At 66.0% G+C, this 22,424-nt stretch carries 16 protein-coding genes and 1 pseudogene; 12 read left to right on the top strand and 5 right to left on the bottom strand.

The annotated features are described in order from the left end of the window. On the top strand, positions 1-1,151 hold a 1,151-nt coding region (locus RMQ73_RS01310; protein WP_310496161.1), incomplete at its 5' end, for a coniferyl aldehyde dehydrogenase. A gap of 4 nt (positions 1,152-1,155) precedes the next feature. On the opposite strand, the gene RMQ73_RS01305 is transcribed toward RMQ73_RS01310, so the two are convergent. The 3 genes from RMQ73_RS01305 to RMQ73_RS01295 are packed head-to-tail and all read right to left on the bottom strand — an operon-like array spanning position 1,156 to position 4,852. Further along, entirely contained in the window at positions 1,156-1,734 is a 579-nt protein-coding gene (locus tag RMQ73_RS01305; RefSeq protein ID WP_310496160.1) for a glutathione S-transferase N-terminal domain-containing protein, read from the bottom strand. After that, positions 1,731-2,639, bottom strand: coding sequence for an alpha/beta hydrolase (locus RMQ73_RS01300; protein ID WP_310496159.1), 909 nt, complete (start codon positions 2,637-2,639; stop codon positions 1,731-1,733). The genes RMQ73_RS01305 and RMQ73_RS01300 overlap by 4 nt, the downstream gene beginning before the upstream one ends. Then, positions 2,636-4,852 (bottom strand): transferrin receptor-like dimerization domain-containing protein, encoded by a 2,217-nt coding sequence (locus RMQ73_RS01295; protein WP_310496158.1) that lies wholly within the window; start codon positions 4,850-4,852, stop codon positions 2,636-2,638. The genes RMQ73_RS01300 and RMQ73_RS01295 overlap by 4 nt, the downstream gene beginning before the upstream one ends. Positions 4,853-4,951: 99 nt before the next feature. Between RMQ73_RS01295 and RMQ73_RS01290 the strand changes: the two genes are divergently transcribed. The 4 genes from RMQ73_RS01290 to RMQ73_RS01275 are packed head-to-tail and all read left to right on the top strand — an operon-like array spanning position 4,952 to position 10,193. Then, positions 4,952-6,100: a CoA transferase gene (locus RMQ73_RS01290; RefSeq protein WP_310496157.1), complete on the top strand. Its 1,149-nt coding sequence runs from the start codon at positions 4,952-4,954 to the stop codon at positions 6,098-6,100. Next, the gene (locus tag RMQ73_RS01285) at positions 6,097-6,867 is read left to right on the top strand and encodes an inositol monophosphatase family protein (protein WP_310496156.1); all 771 of its coding nucleotides are present in this window, start codon (positions 6,097-6,099) and stop codon (positions 6,865-6,867) included. Before RMQ73_RS01290 ends, RMQ73_RS01285 begins: the two co-directional genes overlap by 4 nt. A gap of 51 nt (positions 6,868-6,918) precedes the next feature. Then, a complete protein-coding gene (locus RMQ73_RS01280) occupies positions 6,919-8,106 on the top strand; it encodes an HlyD family secretion protein (protein ID WP_310496155.1) in 1,188 nt (395 codons plus the stop codon). After that, a complete protein-coding gene (locus RMQ73_RS01275; RefSeq protein WP_310496154.1) occupies positions 8,103-10,193 on the top strand; it encodes a glycosyltransferase in 2,091 nt (696 codons plus the stop codon). Before RMQ73_RS01280 ends, RMQ73_RS01275 begins: the two co-directional genes overlap by 4 nt. A gap of 10 nt (positions 10,194-10,203) precedes the next feature. On the opposite strand, the gene RMQ73_RS01270 is transcribed toward RMQ73_RS01275, so the two are convergent. Both RMQ73_RS01270 and RMQ73_RS01265 read right to left on the bottom strand, forming a co-directional pair. Beyond that, complete coding sequence (locus tag RMQ73_RS01270) at positions 10,204-10,716, bottom strand: ACT domain-containing protein (protein WP_310496153.1); 513 nt, start codon at positions 10,714-10,716, stop codon at positions 10,204-10,206. After that, entirely contained in the window at positions 10,713-12,818 is a 2,106-nt protein-coding gene (locus tag RMQ73_RS01265) for a prolyl oligopeptidase family serine peptidase (protein ID WP_310496152.1), read from the bottom strand. The genes RMQ73_RS01270 and RMQ73_RS01265 overlap by 4 nt, the downstream gene beginning before the upstream one ends. Before the next feature lie 188 nt (positions 12,819-13,006). Here RMQ73_RS01265 and ahcY point away from each other — a divergent pair, with 188 nt between their 5' ends. The 7 genes and pseudogenes from ahcY to RMQ73_RS01230 form a co-directional block, all read left to right on the top strand. Beyond that, entirely contained in the window at positions 13,007-14,410 is a 1,404-nt protein-coding gene (gene ahcY, locus RMQ73_RS01260) for an adenosylhomocysteinase (protein WP_310496151.1), read from the top strand. A 36-nt stretch (positions 14,411-14,446) separates the two neighbouring features. Continuing rightward, positions 14,447-16,399, top strand: a complete 1,953-nt coding sequence (locus tag RMQ73_RS01255; RefSeq protein WP_310496150.1) for a TonB-dependent receptor — start codon at positions 14,447-14,449, stop codon at positions 16,397-16,399. A gap of 66 nt (positions 16,400-16,465) precedes the next feature. Further along, on the top strand, positions 16,466-18,445 hold the full coding sequence (locus RMQ73_RS01250) for a TonB-dependent receptor domain-containing protein (protein ID WP_310496149.1): 1,980 nt from the start codon (positions 16,466-16,468) through the stop codon (positions 18,443-18,445). A gap of 7 nt (positions 18,446-18,452) precedes the next feature. Beyond that, positions 18,453-18,905, top strand: coding sequence for a tRNA (adenosine(37)-N6)-threonylcarbamoyltransferase complex ATPase subunit type 1 TsaE (gene tsaE / locus RMQ73_RS01245; protein ID WP_310496148.1), 453 nt, complete (start codon positions 18,453-18,455; stop codon positions 18,903-18,905). After that, on the top strand, positions 18,902-19,879 hold the full coding sequence (locus RMQ73_RS01240; protein WP_310496147.1) for a phosphotransferase: 978 nt from the start codon (positions 18,902-18,904) through the stop codon (positions 19,877-19,879). The genes tsaE and RMQ73_RS01240 overlap by 4 nt, the downstream gene beginning before the upstream one ends. Beyond that, a complete protein-coding gene (locus tag RMQ73_RS01235; RefSeq protein ID WP_310496146.1) occupies positions 19,876-20,634 on the top strand; it encodes a nucleotidyltransferase family protein in 759 nt (252 codons plus the stop codon). Before RMQ73_RS01240 ends, RMQ73_RS01235 begins: the two co-directional genes overlap by 4 nt. Beyond that, positions 20,631-22,424 (top strand): annotated as a pseudogene (locus tag RMQ73_RS01230) (double-strand break repair protein AddB); the annotation flags it as partial. The gene RMQ73_RS01235 and the pseudogene RMQ73_RS01230, both read left to right, overlap by 4 nt.

Here is a 22,424-nt window from a genome sequence, read left to right as displayed (position 1 = left end):
TGGATTTCCCGATGAAGCTGCTGGGGGCGCGGGCGCGGGTGGAATTTCAGCCCAAGGGCGTCATCGGCATCATCAGCCCGTGGAATTTCCCGGTGAACCTGACATTTGCGCCGCTGGCCGGCGTGCTGGCGGCCGGCAATCGGGCGATGATCAAGCCGTCCGAATTCACGCCCGTCACCTCGGCGCTGATGAAGGAACTGCTTGAAGCCGCGTTCGATGTCACTGAAGTCGCGGTCATCACCGGGGCTGCCGAAGTGGGCCGGGCGTTCAGCGAACTGCCGTTCGATCACATCATCTTCACCGGCGCCACCAGCGTGGCCCGTCATGTCATGGCGGCAGCGGCGAAGAACCTGGTGCCGCTGACGCTGGAACTTGGCGGCAAGTCACCGACCATCATCAGCCGCAGCGCCGATGTGGCCCGCGCCACCGAGCGCGTCACCATGGGCAAGTTGATGAACGCCGGCCAGATCTGTCTGGCGCCGGACTACATCATGGTGCCCGAGGAGAAAGAGGCCGAGATCGTCGACGGGCTGAAGGCCGCCACCGCGCGCATGTATCCGACCATGCTCGCCAACCCGGATTACACTTCCGTGCTCGGCGCCCGTCACCGCGAACGGCTGGAGGCCCATGTCGCAGACGCTCGCGCCAAGGGCGCCAATGTCGAAGTGGTGAACCCCGGCAATGAAGATTTTTCAAAACAGAACACCAACAAGATGCCGCTGCACATCATCCGGGGCGCGACTGATGACATGACGGTCATGCAGGAGGAAATCTTCGGGCCGCTGCTGCCGGTGCGCACCTACAAGGCCATCGACGGCGCCATCGATGAAATCAACCGCCGCGACCGGCCGCTGGGGCTGTACTGGTTCGGCGAGGATGCCGGCGAACAGCGCCGCGTGCTCGACCGCACCATCTCGGGCGGTGTCACCGTCAACGACGTGATCTTCCATGTCTCCGCCGAAGACCTGCCGTTCGGCGGTATCGGCCCCGCCGGCATGGGCAGCTATCATGGCCATGACGGCTTCAAGGAATTCAGCCACAAGAAGGCGATCTACAGCCAGCCCAAGATCGACCTGGCCGGTCTGGCCGGGTTCAAGCCGCCTTATGGCGAAAAGACCCGCAAGGCGCTGGCGCGGGAACTGAAGCGGTAGTTCCTCAGGCTGGCGGGCGGGTCGCCGCAAAGGCCGGCGTGTCGCCCAGCCGCGCCTGAAGCTCGGCGAGCGCCGGCTGTGCGCCGCGCCAGTCGATGTGCGCGAACCGCAGGTCGAGATATTCGCAGGCCACCACGATGCAGATGTCGCCAAAGCCGCTGTGGCCGATCCGCATCGCCAGAACCGCAAGCGCGCGGTCGATAGCACGGTACTGCCGTTCCAGCCACAGCCCGGTCGTCACGCCCTGCACCGCGTTGAAACGCAGCACGATGGCCGCGTCCAATATGCCGTCGGCCAGCGCCTCGGTGGTCAGCGCCTGCCAATGTGCCGCGCCTGTTGCTGCAATCAGTTTCTGTTCGGGCACATTGGCCAGCAGAAACGCTGCGATGACCGGCGAATCGACGATGACCTGGCCATCGTCCAGCACCAGCGCCGGCACCTTGCCCAGCGGATTGGCTGCCAGCAAAGCCGCCGCATCATCGAGCGGCGAGGTTTCCTCCAGCGGCAGGCCGATCTTTAGTTCATGCGCCAGAATCCGAAGCTTGCGGGCATAGGGCGAGGTCAGCGAGGCGAACAATTTCATCTGGGGACTTTCAGTGTCTCGGCCAAAAAGGCTTCCACCTGCGGCCAGACCGGCGATCCGGGCGCAATGACCTCGAAATGGCCGGTGCCTTGCAGCGTCAGCAAGGCCGCGGAATCGCCAGCCCTGGTTGCCGCAGCGACATAGCCCTGTCCGGAAGCCGGCGACAGGAAAATCGAAGCCGATACCAGCCCGGTCCGCACACCCGTCGGCAAAAGCGCCTGGGGCGTGCCCAACGCATAGCGTGCCGGCTGCTCGGCGGGTGTGCCGCCGAACAGCGATGTGACCGCCGGTACGCCGCAGCCTTTCTCGAAGGCCGCCAGATCGCTGGTCGGGTCTGGCGGACCATCGATTGCCACCACTGCATGGATAGGCAGAGGATCGCTGCTGCTGACTTCGCTGCCCGCCGGCAGCCGCCGCCTCGCCGCAATCCACATCGCGGCATGGGCGCCGGCACTGTGCCCGGTCACCCCCACCCGGCCAAGATCGAGCGGCTGGCTTCGCGCCAGCACCCGCAGATGATCGGTCGCCGCAGACCAGTCCTGAAACGTGCCGGGCCAGCCGCCGCCAACATCGCCGACCTGCCGGTAATCGATGTTCCACGTCGCAAAGCCCAGTTCGGTCAATCGGCTGGCCAGCGCGGCGGTGTTCTGGCGGGTGGCATAGCCCTTCCACCAGCAGCCGCCATGCACGACGATCACGACCGGATATGGCCCTTTGCCAAAGCGCAGCCCATCGGGCAGCCGCAAATCACCCACCTGGTTGGCATCACTGCCATAGCTTGCCGTCAGCGTCGGCAGGCGCGATGGCAGCTTGTCGACATCGGCCGGGCGCAGCTTTTGCGCCGATGCCTGCCCGGTCAGCAGGATCGGGGCCAGCACGGCGGCAACCAGAAGCGCAAGCCTCATCCGACAATTGCCGTTGCTACGTCCAGCCGTTCGGCCAGGCGCGTGATGGCGGCGGCGGTATGGCCGGCATAGGCATTGGCATCTGCGAACCGCCGCTCCTCGACGGCTTCGCGCACGCCGGGCAGGGTCTTGGCGCCATAGCCGGTGAACCGCCCCGGCGCATACAAGGCATGCTTGTACCAGCCGCGCCCCGGCAGGCCTTCGGGGATGAGCAGCGCCTGGTCGATGCCGAGCAAGGCGGCATTCAGCCGGGCGCGGCGACCGGTATCAAGGCCCGCGCCCTTGGCGGCCAGTGCGGCGTCGAACGCCTTGGCGGCGGTTTCGAGCCGGGCCACGGCGTTTTCCAGCGCCGCCAGCTCGATGACCGGTGTCGAGGCCTTGGCCGGCGGCGCAGCCACGGGTGCGCGCGGGTCGCTGGCCAGTGCAAAGGCATTGCCGGACAACAGCCCGGCGCGCTTGTCATCCTGCTTGCGGCGAGTGTCGATCAGCTCACGCACCTCGGACAGATACGTCCGCACGGTCGCGGCCAGATCGCCAAAGCGCACCGGCGGAGTTGGCGCATCGGCGACGCGCATCACGACCCGCCCGACCACCTTGGACAGCGCCGCGCCATAGGCCAGCCCCGGATCATCGAAGCGGACGAAATGGTCATAGCTGTCGTAGATGGAATGGTAGGAGCCATCGGATTCGCCCTCGCCGCCAAAACCGATGTTCAGCGAAGGGACGCCGACATGCTGGAGGAAGGCCGAATAGTCCGACCCTGATCCCAGCGCGCCGATCGGCATGTCGCCGCCGCTTTCGGCTGCCTTGAGGTCATCGGCATCCACCCGTGCGCCATCGAAGGCATCGGCGCGCCGTTTGGCCCGCAGCCGGTCTGCAACGCTGGCGCCGGTTTGCGGATCGGTGACATCGGCTGCCACCTGGTTCACCAGATGCTGATATTGATGGCTGCCCTCGGCGCTCAGGAAGCCCCGGCCATTGCCGTCGGTGTTGATGTAGATGATGGCCTTGGCCTTCAGCTCCGCTTCATGGGTTTCGGCCCATTCGGTGCTGCCCAGCAGCATCGGCTCTTCGGCATCCCAGCTGGCATAGACGATGGTGCGCGACGGCCGCCAGCCGGATTTGGCAAGCTGGCCCAGCGCCTTGGCCTCGGACAGCATGGCGACATTGCCCGACAGCGGATCGGCGGCGCCGAACACCCAGCCATCATGATGGTTGCCGCGCACGACCCATTCATCGGGCCGGTCCTTACCCTTCATGACTGCGATGACGTTGTAGACGGGCTTGAGCGACCATTCCGACTGGACGGCGAGGCGCAGCTTGATCTTGCCGTCACCGCCGGTGTGATAGCTGAACGGCAGGGCGCCCCGGAAGTTTTCCGGCGCAATGGGTCCGCCCATCGCACGCAGGATCTGCGTCGCATCGCGGTATGATATCGGCAAAGTCGGGATTTTCATCACCGTCACCGAATCCTTGCGGTCGATACGCTTGGCGCCCTTGACCGAGCCATAGCCGGGTGTGCCGGGATCGCCGGGATAGGTCGTCATGTCGGCGACCGAGCCGCGCTGCACGCCTGTATCGGGCCGTGCGCCGCCATCTGGATAGACATCGGCGGTCGCATAGCCGTCATTGGCCGGATCGGAATAGATCAGGCTGCCGATGGCGCCCTGTTCCTGTGCCAGTTTCGGCTTGAGACCGCGCCAGCCGCCGCCATATCGCGCCAGTGCAATCTTGCCCTTCACGCTGATGCCGCGCCGCGCCAGCGCCTCGTAATCGGCGGGCAGGCCATAGTTCACATAAACGACATCGCCGGTGACATCGCCGTCACCCTGGAATGCCACATAGGGCGGCAACGCGTCCTTCAGATTGGCGCTGGTGGCATCTTGCGGAATCGCCGGCTCCTGTCCGCCGAGCTTGACCGTCACCGGCCCCAGCAATTCCAGCGTGGTCGAGAGCGGCGTGGGATACAGCACCTCGAATTCCTCGATGCGCGCGTCCCAGCCCCAGCTTTTGTACTGGTCCAGCATCCACAGCGCATTGGCCTTGTTGTGCGCTGCGCCGACATGGTTGGGCGCCGAGGACAAGGATTTCAGCCAGCCCATCTGCTCGGGCGCGCTGATGCTCTTGTCAAAGGCGGCTTCGCGGGCCTGCGGCGTCGTTTGCGCCAGCGCGGACGTGCCGAGCAGCAATGATGCAAGAATCACGGTTTTCATGGTTTGGTGCCCCAATGGTTGTCGCTTGCGTTGTCGCGGTCATGGTTGCCCGAACATTGGGGGCATGACGAGGGCCAAAATTGCCAGTAGCAAGAGCAGATGCCCGGCCCTCTCGACGACCTTCTCATCATTGATTTGTCCCGTGTGCTGGCAGGGCCGTACGCGACGATGCTGCTGTCCGATCTGGGGGCGCGCGTCATCAAGGTGGAGCGGCCAGGCGTGGGCGATGATTCGCGTGCCATCGGGCCTTTTCTCGGGGACCAGTCCGCCTATTTCGCCAGCATCAATCGCGGCAAGCAATCCATCGCGCTTGACCTGAAACTGCCCGAAGATCGCAGTGTGTTCGAGGCGTTGCTGGCGCGCGCCGATGTGCTGGTCGAAAACTACCGTCCCGGCGTCCTGCGCAAACTCGGTTACGGCTGGGAGACGCTGTCGGCGCGTTACCCCCGGCTCATTGTCGCGGCGGTGTCGGGCTTTGGCCAGACCGGTCCGGATGCGAAGAAAGCCGCCTATGACATGGTCGTGCAGGCGATGGGCGGCATCATGTCGGTTACCGGCTGGCCGGGCGGGCCGCCGACACGGGTAGGCACGTCGGTGGGCGATATTACCGCCGGGCTGTTCACGGTCACGGGTATCCTGGCTGCCGTGCATGACCGGGCGCGGCCTGGGCCACAGCAGGGCAGGGGCCAGTTGGTCGATGTCTCCATGCTCGACGGCCAGATCGCCATCCTGGAAAACGCCATCGCCCGCTATGCCGTGACCGGCGAATCGCCCGGGCCGCTGGGCGCCCGCCACGGCAGCATCACGCCCTTTGCGGCCTTTGCCTGTGCCGATGGCCATGTCGTGATTGCGGCGGGCAATGATGCGTTATGGGCGGCACTGGCAAAGGCGCTGGACCTGCCGCCGGACCCGCGTTTTGCCAGCAATCCCTCGCGCACCGCGCATTGGCAGGCGGTGGCCGCCGCCATCGAGGCCGTGCTGGTCCATCACCCCGTTGCCCATTGGCTGGCGGTTCTGGACAAGGCCGGCGTGCCGGTCGGGCAGATCCAGAATATCGAGCAGGCGCTGAACCATCCCCAGGTGCGGGCGCGCAATATGGTCATCGAAACCGCCTTTCCCGACGGCACGCCATTGCTGGCGGCGGGCAATCCGGTCAAATTGTCGGGGCATGACGATCCGGCGGTGCGGCCCGCCGCGCCGGCGCTGGACGGTGACCGGGCAGCGATACTGCGGGAGTTGGGCCTGTGAACCGCGACGCCGACATCGCGCTCATCCAGCATCTGGCCGACGCCGCCGGCGCGGTCATCCGCCCTTGGTTCCGCTCCAGCCTTGCCATCGAAACCAAGGACGACCGGTCGCCGGTCACGCTTGCCGACCAGGCCGCCGAAACCGAAATCCGCCGCCTGCTGGCCGTGCATCGCCCCGATGACGGCATCATCGGCGAGGAGCATGAAGGCACAAATGTCGGCGCCGCGCGGATCTGGGTCATCGATCCGATCGATGGCACCCGCGCCTTCATTTCCGGGCGGCCCTTGTTCGGCACGCTGATTGCGCTGCTGGAGGACGGCGTGCCGGTCCTGGGCATCATCGATCAATGCATCATCGGCGACCGCTGGCTGGGCGCGGCGGGCAGACCCACGACGCACAATGACAGGCCGGTGACCACGCGGCGCGGCGGCGCGTTGGCTGCGGCTCGCATCGGCACCACCAGCCCGCAAGCCTTTGAAGCCGAAGATTTCACTGCATTCGAACGCGTGCGCACCGCTGCGCTTGATACGCTGTATGGCGGCGATTGCCACAATTATGGCCTGGTGGCGTCCGGCCACCTTGATGCCGTGGTCGAAGCCAGCCTCAAGCTGCATGACTGGGCCGCGCTGGTGCCGGTCATCGAGGGCGCGGGCGGCTGTGTCACCGACTGGGCCGGCCGGTCGCTGACCATGGCAAGCGACGGCAGGGTCATTGCGGCGGGCGACGCCCGGCTGGCGGGCGAAATAGCCGCCACCATCGGCCGATAAAGCCGGGGCGTCGCCGCCCGTTAACCTCGCCATGGGGTGGTGGGGCAGGCGATGACACAAAGGTTCGAGACCATCATTCGTTCGCGGCGGCTGCGCATGGCGGCGGCTGTGGCCATGGCGGCAACAGCGCTTTGGGCGTTTTCGCCCTATGTCACCTCCGAGGTCGGCGGCGAAGCCTATGTCAGTGCGCCGTTGATCCGCATTGCCTCGCCAATCGCCGGCATGGTCGCCAGCGATCTTCCGGCGGCCGGCACCGCCCTGCGCCGCGCCGAAACACGTCTTATGGTCACCGCCCACGGCGTCGATACCAGCGCGCTGCTGGCGCTTCGCGGTGAAGCGGCGGCGCTTGCTGCCAGTCTGGCACTGACCGAGCGCCAGATCGGCGAGCTTCGGCTTGCCGGCGCCCGTTTGTCCGGGCGGTCGCGTGCGTTCGGCGCTGCGGCACAGGACCGGCTCGGCGCCAGCCTTGCTGCCGCGCGTGATGACGTGACTGCCTGCCATGCGGAATCCGCCGAGGCTGTGCTGCAACGGGACCGGACCGAGACTCTGGCGGCGCAGCGCTTTGCGACTTTCACCCAGCGAGACCGCGCCCGCGCCGTGGCGGCTAGTGCGGCGGCGCGCTGTGCTGCACTGGCCGGGCGGGCGCAGGCACTGGACATCGAAGGCCGCGCCGCCGCGCACGGCCTGTATCTGGCCGGCGCCGCGATGGATGCCAGCTACGGCGACCAGCAGCGCGACCGGCTCGTGCTGCGCCGGCAGGAGCTCGAGAGCATCGCAGCCAATGCCCGCACCCGGCTGGCGCAGTTGGATGGGCAGATTGCGGCCGAGGACCTGCGCACCCGCCGGGCCGCCGCATTTGCCGCGCTGCTGCCGGCCAGCACAATTGTCTGGTCGCAACCGGCAGCGCGCGGCACCAGCGTTGCTGCAGGGGGCAGCCTGATCGAGCTTGCCGATTGCCAGCGCCGCTATGTCGAAGTGTCGCTGCCTGAGCGGCGGATGGAGGCGATCCTGCCCGGCGCACGGGCAAAGGTTCGGCTGATCGGGTCCGATCAATGGCAAAATGGCCATGTCGCCTCCGTGATGGGCGCTGCCGGCCGGCCCGATGGCGCGATGGTCGCCGCCAACCCCGATCATGATGCCCGGGCGCTGACGGTCACGGTCGCGCTGCCGCCGCCGGTCACGCTGGCGCGGCGCTGCGATGTCGGCCGGCTTGCCGAAGTGCGTTTCGACCGCTGGTGATTCCCGCACTCGATACCGCGCCGCTGCTGCTGGTCGCCGCGCCGCTGCTGCTGGTCCTTGCCGCGTTGCTGGCGGCGCCGCTTTTCGGGCTTGAGCGTCCAGGCACCCGTGCCGGCATCGTTCTGGGCGTGGCGCTGATGGTCGGCGCCTATCTGCACTGGCGGCTGACGGTGACCATTCCATGGGATGGCGGCTGGCTGGGCCTGGCCTTTGCGTTCATTTGCCTTGGGGTCGAACTGTTCGGCCTGTTCGATGCCGCGATCTTGTTTGCGGCCTTGCTCAGGCGGACCAACCGCAGCCCCGAGGCCGATATCCATGAAAGGCGCCTGCACGGCATGCTGCCAGCGCGGTTGCCGACCGTCGACCTGCTGATCGCCACCTATAATGAGCCGATCGAGGTGCTGGAAAAGACCATCATCGGCGCGCTCGCGCTGGATTGGCCAAATCTCAATGTCTGGGTGGCCGATGATGGCCGGCGGGAATGGCTGCGCGATTACTGCCGGTCCAAGGGCGCCGGATACATCACCCGGCCCGACAATTTCCATGCCAAGGCCGGCAATATCAACCATGCGCTTGGCGTCACATCGGCGCCGTTCGTGGCCGTGTTCGACGCCGATTTCGTACCGCAGCGCGGCTTTTTGATGCGCACCATGGGGTTTTTCGACGATCCCGGAATCGGCATCGTGCAGGTGCCGCACAGCTTCTACAACCATGATCCCATGCAGCAGAACCTCGCACTGCGTGACGCGATGCCAGACGATCAGCGATTTTTCTTCGAAGCGATCATGCCGGGCCGCGATGGCTGGGACTCGGCATTCTGCTGTGGTTCCAACTCCATCACGCGGCGCGAGGCCTTTGAAGCCATCGGCGGCGGCCTGCCGTCGGGTTCGATTACCGAGGACATGCTGCTGACGCTGGCGCTGCTCAAACAGGGCTTTGTCACTCGCTATCTGAACGAGCCGCTGGCGTTCGGGTTGGCGCCGGAGAGCCTTGCGGCATTCTTCGTGCAGCGCGCACGCTGGGCGCAGGGTGCCGTGCAGATATTGTTTCTCAAGGAAGGGCCGCTCGGGCCGGGGGTGGCGCTGCGCCATCGGCTGTTTTTCCTGCCGACGGCCTGGCTGTCGCAATGCCTTATGCTGCTGGTGTCGGTCATCGCGCCGCTGGTATTCCTGTTCTTCGACCTGCCGCCGCTGGTAGGCGTGACGGCACAGAGCGCGATTTTTCACCTTTTGCCGATGGTTGCGGCGCAGGTCGGCGGCATCGTGCTGCTGGGCGGCGGGCGGTATTTCCCGATTGCCGCTCAGGTGCTGGGGCTGTTCCAGTCGTTCAAGCTGCTGCCGGTGATCATCAAGACCTTGTGGCAGCCGTACGGCCACGCCTTCAAGGTCACGCCCAAGGGTGCCGACGCAGCCGGCGGCGGCACCGAGCGCGGCATATTCCTCGCCTGTGCCGGCCTGATGCTGGCGACGCTGCTGGGCCTGGTCATCAATGCCTTTCCGGACACAAGAATCGTTGCCCAAGGCGCATTGGTGCCGATGGTGGCGTTCTGGGGGGGCATCAATTGCCTTGTGCTGATGCTGGCGGCGATGATGTGCTTTGGCCGGCCGGCGCTGCGTGCTGAGGAACGCTTTGCCTATGCCGACACCGTGGCGGTCTGGCACCGGGGCAACCGCGCCGCGACCATCGCGCGCGGCATCGACCTGTCGTTGTCCGGTATCGCCCTTGCCGGCGAAGGCCTTGCCGCCGGTGATCCGGTTAGGGTGCGCCTACCCGGTATCGGCAGCCTTGACGGGCGGGTGGCCCGGGCCGGCCACGGCCGCATCGGCATCGCCTTTTCCGCCGAGGATTGCGGGCCGCGCGACCGGCTGATCGAGCGACTGTTCACCAACAGCGGCAACACGCTGGTGGGGCAGGTACCGCTATGGTCCGCCACGCGCGCATTGCTTGCCAGTATCTGGCGAGCAGAAACCGGGTTGGTGCAGATGCCCAGTGTAAGGCCGCGCATCGCCGAGCCAAGGCTGGAAAAACGCAGTTTCGTGCTGCCGCCGGCTGCGCGGTTTCCTGCAAGGGCTGCCCGTATGGGCTGACCCTTGGCCGCTATCGGCGGATCGGCAGTGTCAGATCGACCATGATCTCGCCCGACACGCCCTCAAGCGCGTCCTGCACCGCTGCCGGGGTGACGCCTTCGGGCAACAACAGGCTGAGCCGCGCCTTGAACAGCGGCGCGCCCGACCAGGCAGTGGCTTCGATGTCGCTGTCCAGTTCCTCGATATTGACATGGAGCGCGGCCAGTGCGGCGCTGACTTCATGGACAATGCCGGCCCGGTCCTGCCCGACCAGATTGAGCGTCAGCGGCGTGCCGGAGGCGGCAGCATGGCCGGCGGACACCAATTCGACCTTCAGCGCCGCATCGATGCCCGACACCGCCTCGCGCAGCACCGGCAGATCGGTGTCGGCAATGCCGACCAGCACGCTGCCCACATAGGTACCGCCCAGGCGCGTGAGATGGCTTTCCAGCCAGTTACCGCCAGCGGCCAGCACCGCCTGCGCCAGCGCGCCGGTAAGGCCGGGACGGTCGCTACCCAGCACGGTGAGGATGATCGTGCTCATTTCATGTCCTTGGTCAGGCCGGTCCAGTAACCGGCAAAGGCCCAGAGGTCGGCGGTTTCGGCGATCACCTTGTCGGTGGGCTTGCCGCTGCCGTGCCCGGCCCGCGTTTCGATGCGGATGATATGCGGCTTGTCGCCAATGCTGGCGGCCTGGATCGCAGCGGCATATTTGAAGCTGTGGCCCGGCACGACCCGGTCATCGGTATCGGCCGTTGTCACCAGAATGGCCGGATAATCCTTGCCGGAACGCACGTTGTGATACGGGCTGTAGCCAAGGTTGTAGCGGAACATGTCCGGCTGCTTCACATCACCATAATCGTCGATCCAGTATCGCCCGGCGGTCCAGTTGGCATAACGCAGCATGTCCATGACGCCCACCGCCGGCAAGGCGGCGGCGAACAGGTCCGGCCGCTGGTTGGTGACGGCGCCGACCAGCAGCCCGCCGTTGGAACCGCCCTGGATGGCAAGCTGTGCCGGCGTCGTCAGGCCGTTTTTCACCAGAGCCTCGCCGGCTGCGATGAAATCGTCGAACACATTCTGCTTTTTGAGCAACCGCCCGGCATCATGCCAATCAGCGCCATATTCGCCGCCGCCGCGCAGGTTGGCAGTCACGTAGATGCCGCCCATTTCCATCCACGCCAGACGCGAGGCGGAAAAGCCCGGCGTAAGCGAGATATTGAAGCCGCCATAGCCATACAGCAGCGCCGGATGGGTTTTTTTGGGGTCGAGATCGCGGCGGTGGCTGATGAACATCGGCACCTTGGTGCCGTCCTTGGAGGTGTAGAACATCTGGGTCACGACATAATCGGCGGGGTTGAACGCCACCTTGGCCTGGCGTTCGGGCACAGCGGTGTTTGTCTTGCTGTCATAGCGCCAGATCGAGCCGGGTGTCGCAAAGCTGGAAAAGCCGAAATAGGTGACGCCGTTTTCGCCGGATTCGAACCCGCCGGCCGTACCGATGCCGGGCAAGGGCACTTCGCCGACCAGTTTGCCGTCAAGCGCGTGCAGGCGGACCAGCGAGCGCGCATCGGCCAGTGTCTCGACCACCAGCCGGCCGCCTACCAGCGAAGCGCCAGTGATGGCGTCCTTGCCTTGCGCAACCAGTTCGGTCTCGGCGCCGGAGATGGCGTCCTTGGCGATCAGGCGCGATCGCGGCGCATCCTTGTTGGTGACGAAATACAGCGTGGTGCCGCGGCTGCCCGCAAGGTTCCAGCTATGGTCGAGGCCGGTCACAAGCGCCCTTGGCGCCTCACCCTTGGCGATGTCGGCGACATGGATTTCATACCGGTCATCAGTGCCTTCGGCGGTGACGATCAGCAGCCAGCGGCCATCATCGGTGACCTGGGCGGAATGACCGCGCTTGGGGTGTGCCGGCGTCTCATAAATCAGCGTGTCGGCGCTTTGCGGCGTACCTAGGGCGTGGAAATACAGTTTCTGGTTGAGGCTGACTGCAAGATATTTCGGCCCGTTGGTTTCAGGAAAACGCGAATAATAAAAACCCGAACCATCCTTTTTCCAGGCCAGCGCCGAGGATTTCACCCATTCGATGGTGTCCGGCAGATCGGCGCCGGTCGCGACATCGCGCACCTTGAGCGTGCGCCAGTCGGTGCCGCCGTCCTGCACGGCATACAGCAGATGCTTGCCGTCGGCCGAAGGGTTCCATTCGGCCAGCGCCGTGGCGCCGTCCTTGGCCCATGGGTTGGGATCGATCAGCACGCGGGCAGAGCCGCCTTCTGGCTGGACATACAGGACGGACTGGTTCTGAAGACCCGAATTGCGCGTGAAGAACTGCACCTTGCCGCGCAGGCGCGGGACGCCGAAGCGTTCGTAATCGAACAGCTGCGCCAGCCGGGCACGGATCGCCTCGCGGCCGGGCAGTGTGCCGAGATAGGCGTTTGTCACGCTGTTCTGGGCGGCGACCCAGTCGGCGACCTTGCTGTCGGTGCGCACGTCGTTTTCCAGCCAGCGATACGGATCGGGCGCTGTCGCACCGGGGCCGGCCTCCAGGTCGGATCCGGCAATGGTCGCGGGGTACGATAGCGGGGCAGCAAGAACGGCGGCCGACATCAGCAGGGCACCAAGGGCAGACAAACGGACAATCATGAGACTCCTGACACGCAAGGGATTGCGCGCACCATGGCGGGCGAGACGCAGATTATCCAGCCATGAAAATACACGGCGGCCCGCACAAGCCGCTCGGCAAATCATATAAAGATATCTTTATGCTTGCTCCTGGCGCGGCGAATCCCTATGGCCCGGGCAATTCCATTCCAGTCAAGGATAGCCCCGCCGTGGCCACAGCTCCCGCCCTTACCGATTATGCCATCGCCGATATCAGTCTTGCTGATTTTGGCCGCCGCGAAATCAACATCGCCGAAACCGAAATGCCGGGCCTGATGGCGCTGCGCAGCGAATTCGGCGTGTCCAAGCCGCTGAAGGGTGCGCGCATCACCGGTTCGTTGCACATGACCATCCAGACTGCCGTGCTCATCGAAACGCTGACCGCGCTCGGTGCCGAAGTGCGCTGGGCGACTTGCAACATCTTTTCGACGCAGGATCATGCTGCCGCCGCTATCGCTGCATCGGGCGTGCCGGTGTTCGCCATCAAGGGCGAGAGCCTGGCCGATTACTGGGATTATGTCGGCAACATCTTCGATTGGGGCCATGACACTGCCAACATCATCCTCGACGATGGCGGCGATGCCACCATGTTCGCACTGTGGGGCGCCAAGCTCGAAGCCGGGCACGCCATGGGCGAGCCGGAAAACGAGGAAGAAGTAGAATTCCAGCGTGCGCTCAAGGCCTATATCAAGGCGCGTCCCGGCTATCTGACCGAGACCGTCAAGAACCTGAAGGGCGTGTCCGAGGAAACCACCACGGGCGTTCACCGCCTGTATGAAATCGCCAAGAAGGGCGAACTGCCGTTCCCCGCGATCAACGTCAACGACAGCGTCACCAAGTCCAAGTTCGACAATCTTTATGGCTGCAAGGAATCGCTGGTCGATGCCATCCGCCGCGCCACCGATGTCATGCTGGCCGGCAAGGTCGCCTGCGTCGCCGGTTTCGGCGATGTCGGCAAGGGCAGCGCCCAGTCGCTGCGCAATGGCGGCGCCCGTGTCATGGTCACCGAAATCGACCCCATCTGCGCGCTCCAGGCCGCCATGGAAGGCTTTGAAGTCGTGACGATGGAAGACGCCGTCAAGCGTGCCGACATCTTCTGCACTGCCACCGGCAACGCCGATGTCATCACCGCCGAACACATGATGGCGATGCGCCCCAACGCCATCGTCTGCAACATCGGCCATTTCGACAGCGAAATCCAGATTGCCGCCCTGTCCAACTACAAATGGACCGAAGTGAAGCCGGGCACCGACATCGTCGAATTTCCGGACGGCAACCAGATCATCGTGCTGGCCAAGGGCCGCCTGGTGAACCTGGGCTGCGCCACCGGCCACCCGTCGTTCGTCATGTCCGCCAGTTTCACCAACCAGGTGCTGGCGCAGATCGAACTGTGGACCAAGAGCGAGCAGTATCAGAACCAGGTCTATGTGCTGCCCAAGCATCTCGATGAAAAGGTTGCCATGCTGCATCTTGAAAAGCTGGGCGTGAAGTTGACGACGCTGACCGACAAGCAGGCCGGGTACATCGGCGTGGCGCAGACTGGCCCGTTCAAGCCGGATCATTATCGCTACTAAGCCATCAACGGGGGCGACGGCGTGTTCGGAATAGCGATGGCGGGGCTTCTGGCCGCCGGCCCAGCCTTGGCGCAGTCGTCCCCGGCATCTCCCGATGTTCCGGAACTGCCGGCGGCAGCCACCGCGCTGACGTCGGCCGGCAACCGCACATCGGAAAATGCCGTGCGCCAGGCCGGCGATGCGTTCGGCACTACGATCGGCCAGGAAGAAATCGGGCTGTATTCCAGCAGCGACGTGCGCGGCTTTTCGCCCAAGGCGGCGGGCAATGTCCGCATCGCCGGGCTGTATTTCGACCCTGTATTCTTTCCGTCCGACCGCATCAGCGGTTCATCCACCATTCGGGTCGGGCCGACAGTGTTCGGCAGCCCGTTTCCCTCGCCCACCGGCATCGTCGATCTGGGCCTGCGCGTACCCGGCGACAAGGCGGCGGCCAGCGTCCTCATCGGCGCCGACACATTCGGCACGCGCACCCTTGAAGCCGATGTCGCGCTGCCCGTTTCGGATGCCTTCAGCCTGGGTATCGGCGGCGCTGCCAACCTCGATCACATGGGCGACGGCACACGCGATTATTACTACGAAGGTGCCCTGATCGCGCGCTGGCGCCCCGCACCGGGCGTCGAAATCGTGCCGTTCATCAGCCTGGCCTATACGCCGTTCCACGAGGCCGCGACCATCTATGTGCCGGACGGCGATGTGTTGCCGCCGCCGCTGCCGCGCAATTTCTGGAACGGCCCGGCCTGGCAGCGCACCCGCGAGACCGAGCTCAATGCCGGGGTGGTTGCGGACTGGACCATCGGCGATGGCTGGTCCCTCAAGGCCGGGCTGTTTCGCTCGTCCATCAAATATTTCGCCGATTTCACCAACCTGCTGACTGGCGTCCGGCCAGATGGCACGGCGCAGCATTCCGTCCTTGCCGATCCGCCGTTGCTGTTTGCCTCGACCAGCGGCGAGGCGCGGCTGTCGCGGCTGTGGGCCGATGGCCCGCGCACCCACCGGTTTCATGTGTCAGTGCGGGGCCGCCGCGCCGACCGCCGGTTCGGCGGCGCCGACACCATCGACCTCGGCCCCGCGACGCTGACGCAGCGCAGCACGGCGCCGCAGCCGGCGTTCACCTTCACGGCCCAGGAACAGGACCGCGTCCGCCAATGGACGGTGGGTTTGGGCTATGAAGGCCGGTGGGACGGCGTTGGCGAACTCTCGCTCGGGCTGCAACGCACCGACTATCGCAAGCGCATCGGTTTGCCGGATCGCCCGCCACTGGAGACCAACGAGCGCCCGCTGCTGGTCAACGCCAATATCGCGCTCAACGTGTCATCGCGGCTGGCAGTCTATGGCGGCTTTGTCACCGGGCTGGAAGAATCGGGCGTCGCGCCGGAAAACGCCGGCAACCGCAACGAGGCACTGCCAGCGATCCGCACCCGGCAGTTCGATGCCGGCCTGCGCTGGCAGCCGATTGGCGACATGCGGCTGGTTGCAGGGCTGTTCCAGGTCAGCAAACCCTATTTCAACCTCGATGCGTCGGGGCGCTTTCGCGCGCTTGGCGATGTGCGCAATCGCGGATTCGAAGCATCGGTATCGGGGCCGGTCACCAAACGGCTGACCATCGTTGCCGGCACTGTGCTGCTGTGGCCGAGCGTCGATGCCGGCGGCATTGCTGGCGTCGGGCCGCGTCCGGTCGGAGCCGTGTCACGGCGCTTTGCCTTCAGTGCCGATTGGCGGCCGCCGCAAGCGCCTGGCCTGTCGCTCGACCTCAACGTCAATCACCAGAGCGCCCAGACCGCGACGGTCAGCAACCTGACCGAAATTCCGGCGCAGACGTTTGTCGATATCGGCGGCCGCTATGCCTTTAGGCTGGCCGGAAAGTCGGCAACCGTGCGGGTGCAGGTCGAAAATCTTTTCGGTTTTCAAGGCTATGAGCTGTTCGGTGCTGGCGCCTTTCGCCCGGTCTGGGGCCGTGCTGCGCGCACCTATCTGACCATCGATCTTTGAAAAATCGCCTTGGCTACGACAATTGCCACTGGACGGCGGCGGCTGGCCCGCGCAATCGCGTCTCGCATGAGACAGGGGGCATTATTCTGGGCGCTGATGGTATCGGCGTCGCCATTGGCGGCACAATCTGCACCGCCTGCTGATCCCGCACCTGTTGCTGCCACAGGCAGCGCACCTGTTGCTGCCACAGGCAGCAGGGCCGAAGAAAACGCCGTCCGCCAATCGGGTGATGCTTTTGGCAGTACCGTCGGCCGCGAAGTCATCGGAATCTACAATCAGGGCAATGTGCGCGGTTTCTCGCCGATCGCGGCTGGCAATGTCCGCATCGACGGCCTGTATTTCGACCCTGTGGTGCCGCCAAACAGCCGCATCAGCCGCACCACCACCGTGCGCGTTGGCCTGAGCGCGCTGGGCAGCCCGTTTCCGGCGCCGACGGGCCTTGTCGATTTCGGGTTTCGCCGCCCGGGCGACAAAGCCGCTGCCAGCATGCTGTTCGCTGCCGATGCCTGGGGCACTTATAACGCCGAAATCGATGCCGTGCTGCCAGTGAACGGCACACTCAGCCTCGGGCTGGGCGCGTCGGCAAGATTTGAAAACGGCTTTGATGCCACCGGCGAAAAACAGTTCGGCGGCACGGTGATCGCAAGCTGGAACCCGGCGCCGGGCCTCACGCTGGTGCCGTTCGCGAACGTCGTGCGTACCACGTTCGACGATCACCGGCTGACGTTCCTGACCGCCGGCGAATTCTTGCCGCCGGCATTGCCGCGCCGCCAGCTGTTCGGCCCGCGCTGGGTCAACGGCACCGGCACCGACGCCAATATCGGGCTGCTGGGTGACTGGCAGATTGCGCCGCAATGGCAATTGCGCGCAGGGCTGTTCCGGTCATCGCGCACCCGTGACGGCCAGATGACCAATCTGGTGCGTGAACTGTTGCCCGATCGCACAGGCCGCCAGCGCGTCATTGTCGATCCGCAGCTGGCCTTTTCATCGATCAGCGGCGAAGTCCGGCTGACGCGGCAATTCGATGATGGCCCGCGCCGCCACCTGGTTCATGTCGCGATGCGTGGCCGCGCCGGCGATCGCCGGTTTGGGGGTTCCGAGATCCTTGATCTGGGGCCGGTGCAGATCGACACGCCCTCGGTTGTGCCCAAGCCGGCCTTCAATTTCGGGCCGCAGCAGCGTGACAAGGTCAAGCAATGGACCGGCGGCATCGCCTATGAAGGCCGCTGGACCGGTGTTGGCGAAATCTCGGCCGGCCTGCAATATTCCAACTATCAAAAACGCATCGACCTGCCAGCCGGCGGCATCCAGGCCACAGATGCGCGGCCGCTGCTTTATAATGTCACTGTCGCCGCCAACCTCGGGACACAGCTTGTGGTCTATGCCGGTGCGGTCAACGGCCTTGAAGAAAGCGGCATTGCGCCGGGCAACGCCGCCAATCGCAACGAGGCGTTGCCAGCCATAAGCACACGCCAGTTCGACGCCGGATTGCGCTACGCCGTTACGGACGACATCAAGATCGTCGCCGGGGTGTTCGACATCACCAAGCCTTATTTCAACCTGGATGCCAACAATCGCTTCGATGTGCTCGGCGATGTCGTCAATCGCGGTTTCGAGGCGTCGGTTGCCGGCCCGGTCACCAACAGCCTGAGCATCGTCGCCGGCGCCGTGCTGCTCTGGCCCAAGGTCACCGGCGAGGCGGTCGCGGCCGGCCGCATCGGCCCGCGCCCGGTCTCCGCAATCGGCCAGCGCGTGGAATTGAGCGCGGACTGGCGGCCGGCCTTTGCGCCGGGTGTCTCGTTCGATGGCCGTATCGCCTATCGCAGCGCCGAAACCGCCACCGTCAGCAACGCTGTCGAGGTGCCGGGACGCACTACCATCGATATTGGTGGCCGCTATCGTTTCAAGCTGGCTGGCAAAAACACCTTGCTGCGCGTGCAGGTCACCAACCTGTTCGACGTGCAGGGCTTTGAAATGCGCGGCGCCGGTGCCTATGGTCCCATTCCCGGCCGGTTGGTTCAAGGCTATCTGACCGTCGATTTGTAGGACCGTGATGGCATTGCAGCTGGACAACGAAGGGGCAATGGCGGCGCTGGCAGCGGCGCTGGCGGAAGTCTTGCGCCCCGGCGATACCGTCGCGTTGTCGGGCAACCTCGGCGCCGGCAAATCGACCTTTGCCCGTGCCCTGATCCGCGCGCTAGGCTGGATGGGCGAGGTGCCCTCGCCGACTTTCACGCTGGTGCAGGCCTATGAAACGCCCGATGTTCGCGTGGCCGTCTGGCATGTCGATCTGTACCGGCTGACGTCACCGGACGAGGCCGATGCGCTGGGGCTTTTCGAAACCGATGCGGCGCTGGTCATCGAATGGCCTGAGCGTCTGGCGGGGCGCTTGCCTGCCGATGCCCTGCGTCTGTCGATTTCGGGCAGCGGAGATGCGCCTCGGCACTTGACTTGGGACGCGCCGGCGGCTTGGGAAGGTCGGTGGCCGCCGCTCCTCCAATCATGATTCCGCCGGATACGGCACCTGCCTTTCTGTCCCGCCATGGCTGGGGCGGGGCACGCATCGCGCCGCTGGCTGGCGATGCCTCGTTTCGCCGCTATTTTCGTATTCATGCCGCCGACGGCGCCACGGCCGTGCTGATGGATGCGCCCCCCGACAAGGAGGATTCGCGGCCCTTCCTGGCGATCGGCAAGCACTTGCATGACCTGGGGTTTTCGGCGCCGCTGCCGCTGGCAGCAGAGCTTGATATCGGCCTTGTCCTGCTTGAGGATTTTGGCGACGAACGGGTGAACCCGGTTTTGGCGCGTGATCCGGGCCGCGAAGCTGCCGTCTATGAGGCTGCTGTCGATATCCTGGCGGCGCTGCATGATCATCCGGCGGGAGATGTGCCGCCATATTCCGAGCCCGAACTGCTGCGCGAGGCCCGGCTGTTCCCCGACTGGTATCTGCCCGCAGTCGGGCTGGCCGAAGCGCCGGGCTATGACGACGCCTGGGCGCCGCTATGGGCTGCGGTGCGAGCTGAGCCGGCGGTGCTGACGCTGCGCGACTATCACGCCGACAACCTCATGATCCTCGGGCGCCCCGGCCTGCGCGGTCTTGGCCTGCTCGATTATCAGGACGCGCTGGCCGGCCATCCGGCCTATGATCTTGCGTCGTTGTTGCAGGATATTCGCCGCATCGTCAGCCCGGACCTGGAGGCCGCGATGATCGCGCGCTATCTGGCGGCGCGGCCCGGCATTGATGCCCATGCCTTTCGCACCGCCTATGACATTCTGGGCGCGCAGCGGAACATCAAGATTTTGGGTGTCTTCACCCGGCTGTATGTGCGCGATGGCAAGCCGGCTTACCCGCGTTTTCACCCGCGCCTGTGGGAACTGGTGCGTCGGGGCCTTGCCGCGCCGGCGCTGGCGCCGGTCAGGGCCTGGTTCGACGCACATGTGCCCAACTCGGCGCGCCACGGCGTCAGCGTGCCGACATGAGCGCTGCGCCTCCGCTCAGCCTGCGGCCCCATATCGATTGCACGGTGCCGCTCACCGCCATGGTGCTGGCCGCCGGGCTTGGCAAGCGCATGCGTCCGCTCACGGCAACCCGCCCCAAGCCGTTGATCGAAGTCGCCGGGAAAACGCTGCTCGATCGCGCTCTGGACGGCGTGGCGGCGGCAGGCATCGGCCGCGCCGTGGTCAACGCCCATTATTTCGCCGACCAGATCGAGGCGGCGGTTGCCGGCCGCCGCGATGGCCTCGATATCGCGGTTTCGGACGAACGGGGCCTGCTGCTGGAAACCGGCGGCGGCATTGCCAAGGCACTGCCGTTGATTGCTGGCGACGCCTTTTATACCATTAACGCCGATAACATGTGGATCGACGGTTCATCGGACACGCTGCGCCTGCTTGCCCAGCGCTGGGACGCGGCGCAGATGGATGTGCTGCTGTTGCTGGTGCCGATGGCGCGCGCCCATGGCTATGAAGGGCGCGGCGATTTTCACATGGATGCCGCCGGCCTCATCAAACCGCGCGGCGAAGTGCGGGTGGCGCCGTTTGTCTATTCGGGCATCCAGATCATTTCGCGCCGGCTGTTCGAAGGAGAGCCGGTGGCGCCCTTCACGATGTGGCGGGTGTGGAACAAGGCGCTTGCGCAGGGGCGCATGTTCGGCGCCGTGCATCAGGGCTTGTGGTTCCATGTCGGCACACCGGCCAGCATCGGCGAGACCGAGACATTGCTGGCCGTGGCGTGATCCGCCCGCCGCTGTTCAACATTCCGGCGCACAGCGCCTTTGTCGATGCGCTGGCCGCCGGGTTGATGGCGCGGGCAGGGGGCGATCCTATGGCCCTCTCCGGCGGCGACCCTTTAGTCCTCGCGCGCACCTTGGTGTTGCTGCCGAATCGCCGCGCCGTCACCGCGCTGACGGAGGCGGTCGGGCGCCAGATGGGCGATGCGGGCCTACTGCTGCCGCGCATGGTGCCGATCGGCGATCTGGATGACCCCGGCCTTGACCGGCTGGCCAGCGATGCGGCTGCGCTGCTGCCAGCCGTGCCGCCGCTGCTGCGCCGGTTCGAACTTGCGCGGCTGGTGCAGCGGCTGCCAACGGGGCAAGCAAGTTTGGCGAGCGGGCAACCCCGTCCGCGCGGGGCCGGCGAGGCGATGCGGCTGGGCGATGCGCTGGGCGAAACGCTCGATGCGCTGCTGGAGGCCGAGATCGACCCCGCCGCGCTCAAGACTGCCGTGGCCGATGATACGCTGGCTGAACATTGGCAGCGGACACTGGCGTTCCTCGATCTGGTGATTTCGGCCTGGCCGCCGGCGCGGGCACGTCTGGGCGGTAGCGACGGGCGCACGCGGCTGGCGGCGCTGGTCGATGCCGCGATTGCCGGTTGGCGCACCGCGCCGCCGTCGCGCATGGTCGTGGCGGCGGGTTTTGCCAATCCATCGCCGCCAGTGCTGCGCCTGCTGGCGGCAGTGCTGGCCCTGCCCAGGGGGCTGGTGGTGCTGCCGGGGTTGGACACCGACATGACGGCGGCGGGCCAGGCGCGCTGGGACGCGGTGATTGTCCGCGATCATGGCAACCTCGATGACAGGCGCCGTGCCAGCGCCGAACACCCCGGCTGGGGCGTCAAGGCGCTGCTGACCGGGCTGGGTCTGGATCGCAGCGATGTGCAGAACTGGGCGCACGCAGGCGGCACCAGCAATGGCCCGGCAGAGCGTGATGGTCATGTCATGGCCGCGCTCGCGCCGGCAGCGGCCAGCGCGGCGCCACTGGACAATCCGGGTGAGGCATTTGCAGGCGTCAGGGCCATCACATGCGCGTCCGCCGCCGAGGAGGCGCAGGTCGTGGCGCTGGCGCTGCGCGAGGCGCTTGAGGTGCCAGACCGGCGTGCGTCGCTGGTCACCGCCGACCGGACGCTGGCGCGCCGGGTGGCGGCCCATTGCCGCCGCTGGGGCATTCGCGTCGATGATTCGGCAGGCACGCCGCTGCGCCTGACTCCGCCGGGCGCGCTGCTGCTGGCACTGGTTGATGCCATGGCCCAAGGTTTCGCGCCGGTGGCCTTGCTGTCGGTGTTGGGGCATTCGCTGGTGGGGCAGGCCGACAGCGGCTGGCGGCGCGCGGTGCACCGCGCCGATCTGGCGCTGCGCGGCGTGCGCCCGCCGCCGGGGCTGGACGCCATGGCCGAGGCACTTGACCGGGCGCTGACTGATGCGGTGGAGGCCGCGCGAGATCCCGCGCAGCGCGTGACGGCGGCTGATACTATGGTGCAAACCATGGTGTGGTGGAAGACAGTCGATGCGGCACTGGCGCCGCTGGCGGCTCTGGCGCCAGAAGGCCGGGGCGAGACCGATCTTACCGTGCTTGCCGGTGCGCTGCGGCAATCGGCGGCGGCACTGGCCGGCGATGCGATGTGGTCCGGTCCAGATGGCCGCATGCTGGCCAGCCGCATTGCCGAAATCGAGCAGCACGGCGCAGTGCTGGGCCGTTTTGACGTGGCCGAGGCGCCGGCGCTGATGGCGCTGCTGCTGGCGGACGGCGCG

Origin of the sequence: Sandarakinorhabdus sp. (genome assembly GCF_031430775.1) — a bacterium.
GTDB lineage: Bacteria > Pseudomonadota > Alphaproteobacteria > Sphingomonadales > Sphingomonadaceae > Sandarakinorhabdus.
The sequence above is the reverse complement of the archived record's forward strand: the minus strand, read 5'-3'. Positions and strand labels throughout refer to the sequence as shown.